General features: G+C 34.8%; 18 protein-coding genes. All 18 read left to right on the top strand.

Features of this window, described 5'->3' with window-relative positions:
* Window positions 1-38: 38 nt before the first annotated feature.
* Window positions 39-605 carry an elongation factor P gene (efp, locus tag GGR22_RS16075; protein WP_121376994.1) on the top strand — a complete coding sequence of 189 codons (567 nt, stop codon included), beginning with the start codon at window positions 39-41 and terminating at the stop codon, window positions 603-605.
* 81 nt (window positions 606-686) lie between these two features.
* Window positions 687-1,619, top strand: a complete 933-nt coding sequence (locus tag GGR22_RS16070; RefSeq protein ID WP_121376995.1) for a UDP-3-O-(3-hydroxymyristoyl)glucosamine N-acyltransferase — start codon at window positions 687-689, stop codon at window positions 1,617-1,619.
* Window positions 1,619-1,981 carry a nuclear transport factor 2 family protein gene (locus GGR22_RS16065; RefSeq protein WP_182494484.1) on the top strand — a complete coding sequence of 121 codons (363 nt, stop codon included), beginning with the start codon at window positions 1,619-1,621 and terminating at the stop codon, window positions 1,979-1,981. Before GGR22_RS16070 ends, GGR22_RS16065 begins: the two co-directional genes overlap by 1 nt.
* A 96-nt stretch (window positions 1,982-2,077) precedes the next feature.
* Window positions 2,078-2,950 (top strand): succinate--CoA ligase subunit alpha, encoded by an 873-nt coding sequence (gene sucD / locus GGR22_RS16060; RefSeq protein ID WP_121376997.1) that lies wholly within the window; start codon window positions 2,078-2,080, stop codon window positions 2,948-2,950.
* A gap of 118 nt (window positions 2,951-3,068) precedes the next feature.
* The gene (locus tag GGR22_RS16055) at window positions 3,069-3,554 is read left to right on the top strand and encodes a DNA-deoxyinosine glycosylase (protein ID WP_182494483.1); all 486 of its coding nucleotides are present in this window, start codon (window positions 3,069-3,071) and stop codon (window positions 3,552-3,554) included.
* Window positions 3,555-3,594: 40 nt separating this feature from the next.
* Window positions 3,595-4,470: a pirin family protein gene (locus GGR22_RS16050; protein ID WP_182494482.1), complete on the top strand. Its 876-nt coding sequence runs from the start codon at window positions 3,595-3,597 to the stop codon at window positions 4,468-4,470.
* Window positions 4,471-4,623: 153 nt separating this feature from the next.
* The gene (locus tag GGR22_RS16045; protein ID WP_394367924.1) at window positions 4,624-5,316 is read left to right on the top strand and encodes an HAD family hydrolase; all 693 of its coding nucleotides are present in this window, start codon (window positions 4,624-4,626) and stop codon (window positions 5,314-5,316) included.
* A 9-nt stretch (window positions 5,317-5,325) separates the two neighbouring features.
* Window positions 5,326-6,171, top strand: coding sequence for a phosphoribosyltransferase family protein (locus GGR22_RS16040; protein WP_182494481.1), 846 nt, complete (start codon window positions 5,326-5,328; stop codon window positions 6,169-6,171).
* A complete protein-coding gene (locus GGR22_RS16035) occupies window positions 6,140-6,694 on the top strand; it encodes a TerD family protein (RefSeq protein WP_182494480.1) in 555 nt (184 codons plus the stop codon). The genes GGR22_RS16040 and GGR22_RS16035 overlap by 32 nt, the downstream gene beginning before the upstream one ends.
* Window positions 6,695-6,699: 5 nt before the next feature.
* Window positions 6,700-7,311, top strand: coding sequence for a TerD family protein (locus tag GGR22_RS16030; protein ID WP_182494479.1), 612 nt, complete (start codon window positions 6,700-6,702; stop codon window positions 7,309-7,311).
* 11 nt (window positions 7,312-7,322) lie between these two features.
* Complete coding sequence (locus GGR22_RS16025) at window positions 7,323-8,411, top strand: toxic anion resistance protein (protein ID WP_182494478.1); 1,089 nt, start codon at window positions 7,323-7,325, stop codon at window positions 8,409-8,411.
* 12 nt (window positions 8,412-8,423) lie between these two features.
* Window positions 8,424-9,401, top strand: coding sequence for a hypothetical protein (locus GGR22_RS16020; protein WP_182494477.1), 978 nt, complete (start codon window positions 8,424-8,426; stop codon window positions 9,399-9,401).
* Window positions 9,401-9,952 carry a TerD family protein gene (locus GGR22_RS16015; protein WP_182494476.1) on the top strand — a complete coding sequence of 184 codons (552 nt, stop codon included), beginning with the start codon at window positions 9,401-9,403 and terminating at the stop codon, window positions 9,950-9,952. The genes GGR22_RS16020 and GGR22_RS16015 overlap by 1 nt, the downstream gene beginning before the upstream one ends.
* A 30-nt stretch (window positions 9,953-9,982) precedes the next feature.
* Window positions 9,983-10,642: a TerD family protein gene (locus GGR22_RS16010; protein ID WP_182494475.1), complete on the top strand. Its 660-nt coding sequence runs from the start codon at window positions 9,983-9,985 to the stop codon at window positions 10,640-10,642.
* A 6-nt stretch (window positions 10,643-10,648) separates the two neighbouring features.
* Window positions 10,649-11,053 carry a hypothetical protein gene (locus GGR22_RS16005; RefSeq protein WP_182494474.1) on the top strand — a complete coding sequence of 135 codons (405 nt, stop codon included), beginning with the start codon at window positions 10,649-10,651 and terminating at the stop codon, window positions 11,051-11,053.
* Entirely contained in the window at window positions 11,054-11,689 is a 636-nt protein-coding gene (locus tag GGR22_RS16000) for a vWA domain-containing protein (RefSeq protein ID WP_182494473.1), read from the top strand.
* Window positions 11,689-12,741, top strand: a complete 1,053-nt coding sequence (locus tag GGR22_RS15995; RefSeq protein WP_182494472.1) for a TerY-C metal binding domain-containing protein — start codon at window positions 11,689-11,691, stop codon at window positions 12,739-12,741. The genes GGR22_RS16000 and GGR22_RS15995 overlap by 1 nt, the downstream gene beginning before the upstream one ends.
* A complete protein-coding gene (locus GGR22_RS15990; protein ID WP_182494471.1) occupies window positions 12,741-14,132 on the top strand; it encodes a PP2C family serine/threonine-protein phosphatase in 1,392 nt (463 codons plus the stop codon). The genes GGR22_RS15995 and GGR22_RS15990 overlap by 1 nt, the downstream gene beginning before the upstream one ends.

Here is a 14,132-nt window from a genome sequence, read left to right as displayed (position 1 = left end):
TAAAAATTTTACAAAAAACGAAATAACAAACAAACAAAATGGCAAGTACTGCAGACATCAGAAACGGATTGTGTATCAAATTCAACCACGATATTTATAAAATTATTGAATTCCTTCACGTAAAGCCTGGAAAAGGACCAGCTTTCGTCAGAACAAAATTAAAAAGCTTGACTTCAGGTAAGGTTTTGGATAATACTTTTTCTGCGGGACATAAAATTGATACTATTCGTGTCGAAACTCATACGTTCCAATTTTTATATGCTGAAGGAGATGAGTTTCACTTTATGAATGCTGAATCTTTCGAACAAATTTCTTTGAATAAAAATGTTTTGGACGCTCCAGACTTATTAAAAGAAGGTACTAACGTAATGATTCAGATTAATACTGAAACTGACTTGCCGCTTTCTGTAGATATGCCAGCATCTATCATTTTGGAAGTTACCTATGCAGAGCCAGGTGTTAAAGGAAATACAGCGACTAATGCAACAAAACCTGCAACTGTAGAAACGGGAGCATCTGTAAACGTTCCTTTGTTTATCAACGAAGGTGACAAAATTAAAATCGATACGGCTACAGGAGCCTACATGGAGCGCGTAAAAGAATAATTAATTGGTATATTTGGAAATGAGATAGCTTGATAGTTATCTCATTTTCTTATTGCTATAATTTCTAATGAGACGACCAATATGAAATTCCCTAAAATACAAACGTTACAAGAAGTTGCCGAAATTATCGACAGCAAATATATTGGCGATCCAAATTTTGAGGTTCATGGGATGAACGAAATTCATGTCGTGGAACCTGGAGATATTGTCTTTGTCGATCATCCAAAATATTACGACAAGGCATTGCAATCTGCAGCGACTATTATCTTGATCAATAAAGAAGTAGAATGTCCAGAAGGAAAAGCATTGTTGATTTCCGATGATCCGTTCAGGGATTTTAATACGCTTACAAGGCATTTTAGGCCGTTTAGAGCTATAAATACTTCCATCTCTTTAAGTGCTACTATTGGCGAAGGAACTTACATCCAACCTAATTGTTTTATTGGAAACCATGTCAAGATCGGCAAAAACTGTATCATCCATTCCAATGTTTCTATTTACGACCATACAGTAATAGGCGATAACGTGATTATTCATGCTGGAACTACTTTGGGAGCCGATGCATTCTATTATAAAAAACGCCCGGAAGGATTTGATCAATTGCTTTCTGGCGGAAGAGTTGTGATCGAAGATAATGTCGGAATTGGAGCGCTTTGTACAATTGATAAAGGAGTTACCGGCGATACAACTATCGGAGAAGGAACAAAAATAGACAATCAGGTACATGTAGGGCACGATACGGTAATAGGAAAAAGATGTCTTATCGCAGCACAGACAGGAATAGCGGGTTGTGTAAAAATTATGGATGAAGTAACTTTATGGGGACAAGTGGGCGTAATAAGCAGTATCACCATTGGAGAAAAAGCTGTAGTCATGGCCCAAAGCGGAGTTACAAAATCAATAGAAGGAGATAAGGTCTATTTCGGAACTCCTATCGATGAAGCTCGTGAAAAACTGAAGCAGTTCGCCAACGTCAAGAAAATACCAGAAATTCTCAATAAATTGAAACAATAATGACAGCAAAGGAAATCGTACAGAATTTTTATAAGTCAGATGCACTTTTAGATGAAAATATCATGGAATCTTCATTGCATCCTGAAGTTATTTTAGATTGGAATAGTTCGAAAGGCTTCTTGCAGATGAACCGATCTGAAATTCTGGCTTTGTCAGCAGAACTTCGCGTCGCTTATATAAGATCAAAAATTAGGATCAGTCATATCTTAGAAGAAGGAGACCTAGTTTCTGTCCGATATTCTCACTATGTAAAGACATTTGAAAATCCAAGAGAAGAAATGCTTTTGGCCCATTTTATGGTAATCTGGGAAATAAAAGACAACAAACTCTACAGAGGATTTCAGATGAGCCAATTGTCTTGATTTCATTAAATATTTTCAGCCTAAAAACTTTCCCATTAGGCTTCAAAACCTTACTTTTGCATCACCATTTCAAAAAATAAATTTAAAAAATATATTATGAGCGTTTTAGTCAATAAAGATTCTAAAATAATTGTTCAAGGTTTTACAGGAAGCGAAGGAACTTTTCACGCTTCTCAAATGATTGAATACGGAACAAATGTTGTAGGTGGAGTAACTCCAGGAAAAGGAGGAACGACACATTTAGATCGTCCGGTTTTCAACACAGTTAAAGATGCTGTTGACCAAGCTGGAGCTGATACAACAATTATTTTCGTACCGCCAGCCTTTGCTGCTGACGCAATTATGGAAGCTGCTGATGCAGGAATCAAAGTTATCATCACGATTACAGAAGGAATTCCTGTTGCAGATATGATCAAGGCTTACGCTTATATTCAAAATAAAGAATGTCGTCTAATCGGACCAAACTGCCCAGGTGTAATCACTCCAGGTGAAGCTAAAGTAGGTATCATGCCAGGCTTCGTCTTCAAAAAAGGTAACGTTGGTATCGTTTCTAAATCAGGAACTTTAACATATGAAGCAGCTGACCAAGTAGTAAAACAAGGTTTAGGAATTACTACAGCAATCGGTATCGGAGGAGATCCAATCATCGGAACTACTACAAAAGAAGCTGTTGAATTATTGATGAACGATCCAGAAACAGAATGTATCATCATGATTGGTGAAATCGGAGGGCAATTAGAAGCGGATGCTGCTAAATGGGTAAAAGCTGACGGTAACAGAAAACCAGTTGTTGGTTTTATCGCTGGTGAAACTGCTCCGAAAGGAAGAACAATGGGCCATGCTGGTGCTATTGTTGGTGGTGCTGACGATACAGCGGAAGCTAAAAAACGCATCATGAGAGAAAACGGAATCCACGTTGTTGACTCTCCGGCAGAAATTGGTAAAAAAGTAAAAGAAATTATGGGATAATTTTCCGTAAAACGATATAAAAAGCCTTGCAAAAACTGCAGGGCTTTTTTATTTATTGGAATTTTGTTTCTCTTTTTTAATATTTTACAATGTTTGATTTTTTTCATAAATTTAAAAGATGAAAAAAGCCTTTCCGCCATTAGTAAATCAAAATTCTAAAATCTTAATTCTCGGAACAATGCCAGGCGAAAAATCTTTGGAATTGCAAGAATATTATGGAAATAAAGGAAACAGTTTTTGGAAATTACTTTTTACATTATTTGACCAGCCTTTGCCAGCAACGTATACTGAAAAGAAACAATTATTAGAAGAAAACGACATTGCGCTTTGGGATGTTTTGGCCTACTGCGAAAGAACCGGAAGCCTTGATAGTAACATCAAGAACGAAAAAGCGAACGATTTTGAAAGCTTCTATAAAAAATATCCAAGTATCAAACATGTTTTTTTCTCCAGCAAAAATGCTTCTAACTTCTATGATAAATATGTAGGAAGGAGAAAAGACATACAATACACAATTCTTCCTTCGCCAAGCGGTGCTAATGCTTCTAAAAGTTTTATGCAGAAATTAGAAGAATGGGAAACAATCATGGAAGCTTTGAAATAAATATGTATTTTTAGATTCAAGAAACTCATAAATAAAAAACATGTCAAACATAGATTTAATTATAGAAGAAAGACCACGCGATATCGGAGATTTTTTAGTGGGAAGATTGTTACCATTTCGTAAGAAAAGAATGGTCGGACCGTTTATTTTTATTGACCATATGGGGCCGACAAAAATGGGGCCTGAGCATTATATGGATGTCGGACAGCACCCGCACATTGGCTTGGCAACCCTGACTTTTTTGCTAGAAGGAGAAGTCATGCACAAAGACAGTATTGGAACAGAACAAAAAATCGCTCCAGGCTCTGTCAACTGGATGATTGCAGGAAATGGAGTGACACATACAGAAAGAACTCCAGAAGAATTACGACACGGTTCCGAATATATGATGCACGGTTATCAGATCTGGGTGGCACTGCCAAAAGATAAAGAAGATATGGAGCCTGAGTTTCATCATTTCGACAGAAACGATTTGCCGCGCTGGAAAGACGAAACAGCCGAATTTACTTTAGTAGCTGGAAAAGGTTACGGAAAAGAATCTCCTGTTCCGGTACATTCTGAATTGTTTATGGTTGAAATAAAAACTCAAGATGAGTACTTGCTACATACTGAATGTCAGTTGTTTGGTGAAATTGGTATTTGTGTTGTTGAAGGCGCCATTCAAGCCTGTGAACATCATGTAGAAAAAGGTAATATGCTCGTGTCAAAATTAGATGATGCTTGTTCAATGACGCTACTACCTAATACACATATCATTCTATTTGGTGGTGAACCGCTTCCAGAAGAGCGTTTTATTTACTGGAATTTTGTTTCTTCCAGCAACGAAAAATTAGAAGAAGCAAAAGAACGATGGAGGAAAAAGAACTTTCCAAAAGTGAAAGGAGATGATAGTTATGTGGTGATGCCTGAAGTATAAAAAATAGTTTGGATATCCCTGAAGCTGGCACTTTATCAATTGATTAATTTTTTTGCCCATAATTGTTATAATTCATTTAAAATTCTATATTTACAATTATAATTATTCATTGGAGCCGAAAGACATGAGCTGTAAAAAATATGTCTTCATTTTGTGGAGCCGATTTTTAGCAAATCACAAGAATTGATACAAAAACTTTACAATTATAAACATATTTCATTTGATTTGTGGCTCACGCTTATCAAATCCAATCCTCAATTTAAGCTGGAAAGAAACCGCCTTTTCAAAGACTTTTTTAGAATAGAAAAGCCCTTGGAAGAAGTCAATGCTGTGATTCGCAAGTATGATATTCTTACAAATTACATCAATGAAAGAGTAGGGAAAAACTTCGACACCCTTGAAATTTACTTACTAATTTTAGATGCCTTAGGCGAAAATCTTGATAAGTATGAAATTGGAGAATTCAATACTTTTTACGATTTAAGTGAAGAATTGTTGATGCAACACAAACCAATCATTTTAGATGAAAAACTGCCTCAATTATTAGAAAATCTAAAACTGGAAGGTAAGTCAATGAATATTCTAAGCAATACAGCATTTATAAAAGGAAAATCACTAAAAAAAATAATGAAACATTATGGAATGGACGATTTTTTTTCCTTTCAGATTTATTCCGATGAAGCTGGCGTTTCAAAACCAAACCAATTGATATATCAGATTGCTTACGATGAAATTGTAAAAATCAATGACATTTCAAAAAGCGAGATTATTCATGTAGGAGATAATAGAAATTCAGATTATGACGGTGCAAAAAACTTTGGTTTTCATGCACACTTAATCGTTTAATGATAATTGATGAATACAGATTACAGTTTACATAAAATTACGGAGAAAGAAAATTGTCCGTTTTCAGAAACAGATTACAGCAAATTTAAATTTGGAGATAATGCTATTGCTAAGAAATTTGCAAAAGCCTTATTCGATGGATTTATCGAAAAACATTCTGATTTGATATTGCAACATGACGAAATTGTTATTTTGCCAAGCCCATATCTTTCAATTCCAACCGCTTCAAATTGCTTGAGCTTTCATTTCAGAATATTCTTGAACAATTTCTTGTTTGAAAACAATAAAAAAGCACTCAAGGAATCAAAAATCTATAGAAATCAGACCTACGTAACAGATTATGGAAATTTAGACTATAGCGAAAGAGTGAAGCTTATTTCAAACGACACTTATTATATTGATAAGAATATAGTTGACGGAAAACTATGCCTATTTATGGATGACATAAAAATTACCGGAAGCCACGAATTCATCGTAAAGAAAATCTTGAAAGAATATAATGTCGATGGGCATTTCGTATTCATTTATTTCGCAGAACTTTTGAACAAAGACATTCATCCGAATATTGAAAATCACTATAATTATTTCTACGTAAAAAACGTAAACCAGATAATTTCACTGATAAACCAAAATTCATTTGAATACAATACCAGAATCGTAAAATATATTTTAAGACTGGATATAAATGATTTGATACTTTTATTGCAATCAATCCCCCAACACAGAATAGATACATTATTTGATCTAGCTGTCAGCAACAATTATCACACAATAGAAGAATATAAAGAAAATTTAAAATCAATAAACAAAAAAACAGCAGACTATGGCTATAAACTTGCAAAAAGGACAACGTGAAACGTTAAACGCACCTAAATTTACAATTGGATTAGGCTGGGATACCAATGCTTCATCAACAGGAGCGGCATTCGATTTGGATGCTTCTGTTTTTATTATGGGCGACAATAAAAAAATTCTTTCAGACGAGCACTTCGTATTTTATAATAATCTAAAATCGCCAGATGATGCTGTAGAGCATACAGGCGATAACTTGACTGGTGACGGTGACGGTGACGATGAGCAAATTTTGGTAGATTTATCTAAAATTGACGCGAGAGCTTCAGAAATATGTATTGTCGTAACAATTCATGATGCCGATGCTAGAAAACAAAATTTTGGACAAGTAAGAAACTCTTTCGTTCGTATTTTAGATTCTTCAAACAATAATGAGCTTGTAAAATACGAGCTAGAAGAAGATTTCTCAATTGAAACAGCTGTAGAATTCGGAAGAATCTACAAAAGAAACAACGAGTGGAAATTTGAAGCAGTTGGAGTAGGAATGAAAGGCGGCTTGCAAGATTATTTAAATAAATACAATTAATAAAAATGGCAATTAATTTAGAAAAAGGACAGAGAATCAATCTTGAAAAAAGTAATGGTTCAAAGCTTCAAAACATTTGTGTAGGTATCAACTGGGGTGCTATCGAGAAAAAAGGATTTTTCGGAGGCGTGACAAAAGAACCTGTAGATTTAGATGCAAGTTGTGCTGTCTATGACGAAAATAAAAGAAATATCGACACTGTAAGCTTCCGTAAATTAAAATCAAACGACAATGCTATCAAGCATAGTGGTGATGATTTGACAGGAGATATGAACGGGGATGACGGTCTGGATAACGAAGTAATTACTTTAGATTTAGCTCAATTGAATCCGTCTGCAAATCACGTAGCTTTCTTTATCAATAGTTTTAGAGGTCAAGATTTTAAAGATATTCCTTTTGCTTCAATTCGAATTTATGAAGGAACTCCAACTCGCGTAAACGAAGTTTTTGCAAAATATGATATCGCAAACGACAAAAATTTTGCAGGAAACGTATCTATGGTTTTAGGTGTTTTCTACAAAAGAAATGGCGAATGGAAATTCAGTGCTGTTGGCGCTCCAACAAAAGACAGAAAATTAGAAGAAACTGTTGTAACGATTCAACAAAATCATCTATAAAATAAATAGAAATGGAAAATAATCAATTAATTGTCCAAGAACAAAATGCCTTGATTGACAAGGACGGGAATGTTAATTTGGATAATGCAACAGAATCAGATTTAAGCAATTACAGATCGCTTTCAACGCAATTGAATGAAAATGATGCGAATTCTATCTTAAATTTTGGTGCAGAAATACAAAATTCAATTTCAAAACAGAGTGATACTTTTTTGACGAATGTCAGAACCTATAATTCTGGCGAAGTCGGAACGTTAATCAACGATCTTTTGACAGAATTGAATTATGTTGACGTTGACCAATTAAACCAAAGTCCAGCGAAAAGATTTTTGTCTAAGATTCCCCTTTTAGGGAAACTAGTTACCGATGTAAAGAAACTTTTCCAGCAGTATGATAAAATTACGGTAAACGTAGAAAAAATCAGCAACAAGGTAAAAGCTGGGATGATTAATTCGGTTAAAGACAATTCTTCTTTGCAGACCATGTTTGAAGGAAATGTAAACCTTATCAAGGAAATGGAAAAGCACATTATTGCTGGACAAATCCGTTTTAAGGAACTGAACGAAGAACTGGCCGTAATGGAAGCTAATAGTGCTCAATACCAAGATTACCAAATTTCTGACAAGAGAACGTTCATCAACAGATTAGACAAGCGTCTGGCGGATATGAAAATCGTACGATTTATTATGCTTCAGTCCCTGGCGCAAATTCGTGTGGTTCAAAATAATAATACTTCGATAGCAGAAAAAGCGCAATCTATTTTGACAACTACAATGCCGGTTTGGAAAAACCAATTGACGTTAGCAGTTGCGCTTCAAAGACAAAAACAAAATATCGAAGTACAAAGAAGAGTTTCTGAAACAACAAACACCATCTTGCAGAAAAATGCTGAAATGTTGAAACAAAATAGCATCGAAGTAGCAAAAGAAAACGAGAATACAATCGTATCGCTTGAAACTTTGAAAATGACAACCAAATCTCTAATCGATACTTTGACAGAAGTGAAGCAGATTCACGAGCAAGGTGCTGAAACAAGAAGACAATTGGATGCAGGACTTCAAAGCCTAGAAGCAGAATTAAAAAAAGGAGTTATAAATTAAGGAGAAATTTAGATGCATCAGGAAGATGATGAAACATTTATTCAGATAATCAACGAAAGCAAAAAGAAACTCCAGACATTAAAGATTTTATCCAATTTTTTTAATAATCCAGTTCTTATTGCGGTCTTGATACGCACAAAAGTCATTCATAATCTTTTTGAAAATAATAAAAATCTTGACATACACAAGCTAGATTTATTTCATATTCAATATACGAAAAGTCTCATTGACTTGTTCCAAAAATTGAAAAAATCAAAAGAGCAGAGCTATCTTTTGCTTTCTGATGAAATTTATATCAACGACGATTTTATATCAAAATTAAAATCTGAAATTGAAGCTGGATTTTTTTCTGATGTAGCTTTCAGCCACGCGAAAAATCTCTCGCTTAAGATTGAGCAATTGTATAAAATCTTTGCTTTTGACGATAGTATAAATTTCCGATGGAATGAAATCAACGAGTTTTCATCAAGAAGAGCTTCTGAATTTTATAGAGAAATTGGCAAAGAAAAATTCGAGCAGATTAGCTCGCATGAATCTGACCCAATTTATGAAAATTCACTTGTCAAGATTGAAAAAAAGCTTTTAGGCAAATTAAATATTCACAAATTCCGAATCAAGTTTGCTTGTGGAATTAAGCATGAAAATGAAATTGCCGAAGTGTATGAATTTATAGATTCAAACGATAAATTTATTTTTAATGTAAACGAAAAATCATTTTATTTTTTAAATGATGCCAATACAAAAGGAATAGATTTATCTAAAAACAAATCGGTGAAAGCCCAGATTATTGAAGATTTGCAGGCGAAAAATAACAAGTTGAAAGAACAGCAAGTAAACTTAAAAACACAACTACCAAAAGATGTAGAACAAGTTTTAGAAAGTTATGCTGTAAAAATTTCAGATGTCGAGTTCTTGAACGATTTGCAAAATGTAGATGAACAGACAAATATTTTAAAAGCAATGTTAAACATAAATATTAATTCAAAATAATGGCAATTAATTTAGAAAAAGGACAACGTCAGGCAATTGACGCACCAAAATTTACAGTAGGTTTAGGTTGGGATAGCAATTCTAGCGCAACAGGAGAAGCTTTCGATTTGGATGCTTCAGTTTTTATTGTTGGAGCAAACGGAAAAATCTTGAGCGACAATCATTTTGTATACTATAATAACACAAAATCTCCAGATGAATCTGTAATCCACACAGGCGACAACCTTACTGGTGCAGGCGATGGTGATGATGAGCAGATTACTGTTGATTTGTCAAAAATCTCTCCAGACGCTGTGGAAATTTGTTTTGTGGTAACAATCCACCAAGCCGATACAAGAAGACAAAATTTTGGACAAATCAGAAACTCTTTCATTAGAATTATTGACAACATTAATACTGAATTAGTGAAATATGAGTTAGACGAAGATTTTTCTATAGAAACAGCAGTCGAATTCGGAAGAATCTACAAAAGAAATGGAGAATGGAAATTTGAAGCTGTTGGTTCAGGAATGAAAGGCGGTCTGCAAGATTTCCTGACCAAATATAATTAACCATTTAACCAACCAAAAACAAAATCAAACATGGCAATTAATCTTACTAAAGGACAAAAAATAGATCTTCGAAAAGATAACGGAGACACATTGACAAACTTTTGCATCGGTGTAAACTGGGGTGCAATCGAAACTAAAGGTTTCTTCGGATTGACAAAAAACGTACAGAACATCGATCTTGATTTGAGCTGTATTCTAATTGATGAAAACAATAACATCTGCGATCATTTATATTCTCCTTTGTATAGAGTAGAAGTATTACAGCAATTTGGTCTTCCAAAAGGAAAACTACTTACTTCAGATAATGCTATGAAACATACAGGAGATGATTTAGAAGGAGATAAAGGAGGAGATGACGGTATTGATAATGAAATTATTACTGTTGACCTTTCTAGAATCAATTCTAATGTTTCTCAAATTTTCTTCTTTTTGAATAACGCTGGAAGAGAAGATTTTTCTCAAATTCCTTATGCAAAAATCAGAATGTATGAAGGAACTCCAACAAGAGTAAACTCAGTTTTTGCTTCCTATAACGTTTCTGCAGAACCGCAATATACAGGAAAACAGTCCATCATCATGGCGAAATTATACAAGAGAAACGGTGAATGGAAATTTAGCGCTATTGGAGATCCAACAGAAGATACTTTCTTAGGACAGACGATCCATAAAATTGTAAAATCTTACCTGTAGTCTAAGATGCAAATCAAAAACATCGAAGGTTTAAGCGTAGCTCAAATAAAAGAGCTTGTAAACCAAGGAGCAGAATTTGTATATTTTCCATATACAGTTTCTTTTGTTTTAGGTACCGTAAGAAGAGCATCTTCCATTTATTTTATCAGGCCTTATGAAGGAAAATTTAAATATTCCTATAAACATGTTGGCGTGAATGCTTTGTTAGGCTGGTGGGGAATTCCTTGGAGACCAATTTATACGATTGGCTCAATGTATCATCAATTATCTGGAGGAAAGGATGTTACACATGAAGTATTGAGTGATTTAATTCAAAACGATCCTGATGCAGACACTTCGACTTACAATATAAATGGATTGTATTCTGCAAATCAAAGTGACGAAAATCCAACCTATAACATTCCAAGATAAATGAGAAGGCTGCCAGTATATTTTTTATTGGACACTTCTGGGTCGATGTATGGAGAACCCATTCAAGCGTTGAATAATGCTTTGAGCGGAATGATTAGTACATTACGTTCAGATCCTCAAGCCTTAGATTCTCTATGGATTAGCATCATAACTTTCGATAGAGAAGTTAGAGAAATTGTGCCTTTGACAGAATTGGTTACTTTTCAGCTTCCCGAAATTACATGCCCACAAAGCGGCCCGACAAACACTGGAGCCGGTTTGGATTTTGTAATCCAGAAAGTAAACCAAGATGTAATTAAAGGTTCCGAAACCCAAAAAGGAGATTGGAAACCATTATTGTTTTTAATTACTGACGGCAAACCTTCAGACATTCAATTGTATAGAGAAAAAGTTCCCGAAATAAAAGCATTAAATTTTGGAGCCGTTGTTGGCTGTGCTGCTGGGCATTTGGCTAATGATATGATGCTTAAAGAATTGACTGATAACGTGGTTCATCTTGATGCGGCTGACAGCCAGACTTTGAAAACTTTTTTTAAATGGGTTTCAGAAACTATCGAGCAAGGAAATAAAAGTCAGGGAACAGGTGAGAGCATTTCATTGCCACCGCCACCAGACGAAATAACAATTGTGATATAATGAGAAGACTTCCAATATATTTTTTAATAGATGTTTCAGAATCTATGGTTGGCGAGCCGATTCAGCAAGTTGAAGAAGGACTTTCCACTATTATTCAATCGTTAAAAACAGATCCGTATGCGTTAGAAACAGTTTGGGTTTCCATAATTGTTTTTGCTGGACAGCCTAAAACACTAGTTCCTTTGCAGGAATTGGTAAGTTTTTATCCGCCAAGATTTCCAATTGGAAGCGGTACTTCTTTAAGCAAAGGCTTAGGACATTTGATGCACGAACTTCGAAAAAATATAGTAAAAACTACCTATGAGCAAAAAGGCGATTGGAAACCGATTGTCTTTCTTTTTACTGATGGCGTTCCAACTGATGATAACAAAACAGCTATTTCAGAATGGAAACAGAATTGGCAAAGAACGGCTAATATGGTAGCCATTTCCTTTGGAGATGAAGCAGATACTGCAATTCTTTCTGAATTGACCGATACTGTTTTACATTTCAAAAATACGACGGCACAATCCTATAAAGAATTCTTCAAATGGGTTACCGATTCAATCAAGACAAGCAGCGTTAGTGTTGAAAACAATTCCAATGGCTTTGAATTGGCTAAAATTGACGGCGATACGATTTCTAAAATTGACTTGACTAAAAACGAACCTCTAAAGCCCGCAGTTGATGATAATTATGCTGTTTTAGCGGCGAAATGCCAAAATACAAAGCGTCCTTATCTGATTAAATACCGAAGGACTTTTTCGTCTTCGATTTATGCAGGAGTTGACCTGACTTCAAAATCTTATAATCTGGTGGGAGCATTTCAGGTTGATAGCTCTTATTTTGATTTAGCAGACGATTCTCAAAACAAAAACCATGTGAACAGTGAGGAACTTCTTGGAGCTCCAGCTTGTCCTTGTTGCGGCAATCAATATGGATTGGCAGTTTGCAGTTGCGAAAAAATTCATTGCATCGGATTTGAGGCTAAAAATACATGCCCATGGTGTGGCAATGTTGGAGAATATGGAGTAGGCGGCGGCAGTTTTGATGTCAATAGGACACAAGGCTAATGACAAATACCAAAAAATACATCCAACAGCTTTTAGTTTTAAAAGAAATCAATATTTCTCCAAAAAACGAGCAAGCTTTCCAAGAATTTGTTTCAAAAGAAGAAAACATAAGTAAAGTCAAATTAATTCAGGAACTACAGAAACAGATGGCAAAAGATTGGGAATTGATCAACAGAAAGCTAGATATCCAGAATCAACAGATACTATTTCCAAACGGAACTGTAGGAAAAGAATACCTTGCGCCTTTAGATTTTGATCTTCTTGACCTTTCAGATTTGAATTCAATTTCAATCGACGGACTTGAAATCTTTGGTCTTGCATACAATCCTGATAAAAAATATATTTCTGGAATTCCTTTAGAAAGCGGCAATTTAAAATTCAATCTTTTCTATAAAATCAATGAAGATGATACAAATGAGTTTTATCAAAAAACACTTTCTATAATTTTTAATCCAGATCCAAAATCACTTTGGAAAAGCATTCCTTCAAACACAGAAGATGTTTATTGGAAAAAAGATGATGTTTCTGAATTCTATTCACTAGAAGAAAAATCGGTTGTAGTCGCTTCAAAAAGAGGACGTTCGCATGCTAATAAAGGAAGTTTCCGCGATGATGATTATGCAATCAAACACTTTCCAGAAAATAATTGGAGCTTGATTGCTGTTTCTGATGGTGCCGGTTCTGCAGTTCTAGGAAGAAAAGGAGCTGAAATTGCCTGTAATGCAGTCGTGACTTTTTTCCAAAAGTATTTTGATGAAAATACAGCTTCAGTTTTTGACCAAGAGGTTTTGAATTATCGAGAGAATACGGAAAACTCTTTACGTGAGGCAAAAATACAACTGCTAAATGCTTCAAGATTTGCGAATCAACAAATTCAGGATGCAGCCAATAAAATAGAAGTATCGAGTAAAGATTTTCATGCGACATTAATTTTTACACTGCTTAAAAAGTTTGATTTCGGATATGCAATCTTGGCTTTTGGAGTTGGCGATTGTCCGATTGGTGTTATCAGTAAAGACCAAACCTCGGTTGAATTGATGAATAAAATTGATGTTGGAGAATTTGGCGGCGGAACACGTTTTATAACCATGCCGGAGATTTTTGAAGACGAAAATTTCGAATCGCGATTTAGCGCTGTGATTGTAGAGGATTTCTCTTATTTCTTTTTAATGACAGACGGAATCTACGATCCAAAGTTTGAAGTAGAGGCCAATCTTAAGAAAATTGAAAAGTGGAATTCATTTATAGAAGATTTAAAAGGCAAAAACGAAGATCAATTGGCGGTGAATTTTCAAAATAGAAACCAAGAAACAGCCACACAGCTTTCGGAATGGATGGATTTTTGGAGTCCAGGAAACCATGACGACAGAACTTTAGCCATCATTTATTAA

The organism is Flavobacterium gossypii (assembly GCF_014138495.1).
In the GTDB taxonomy this organism is placed as follows: Bacteria; Bacteroidota; Bacteroidia; order Flavobacteriales; family Flavobacteriaceae; genus Flavobacterium; species Flavobacterium endophyticum.
Note: the sequence above shows the minus strand (reverse complement) of the source record. Positions and strands in the feature narration are given on the sequence as shown.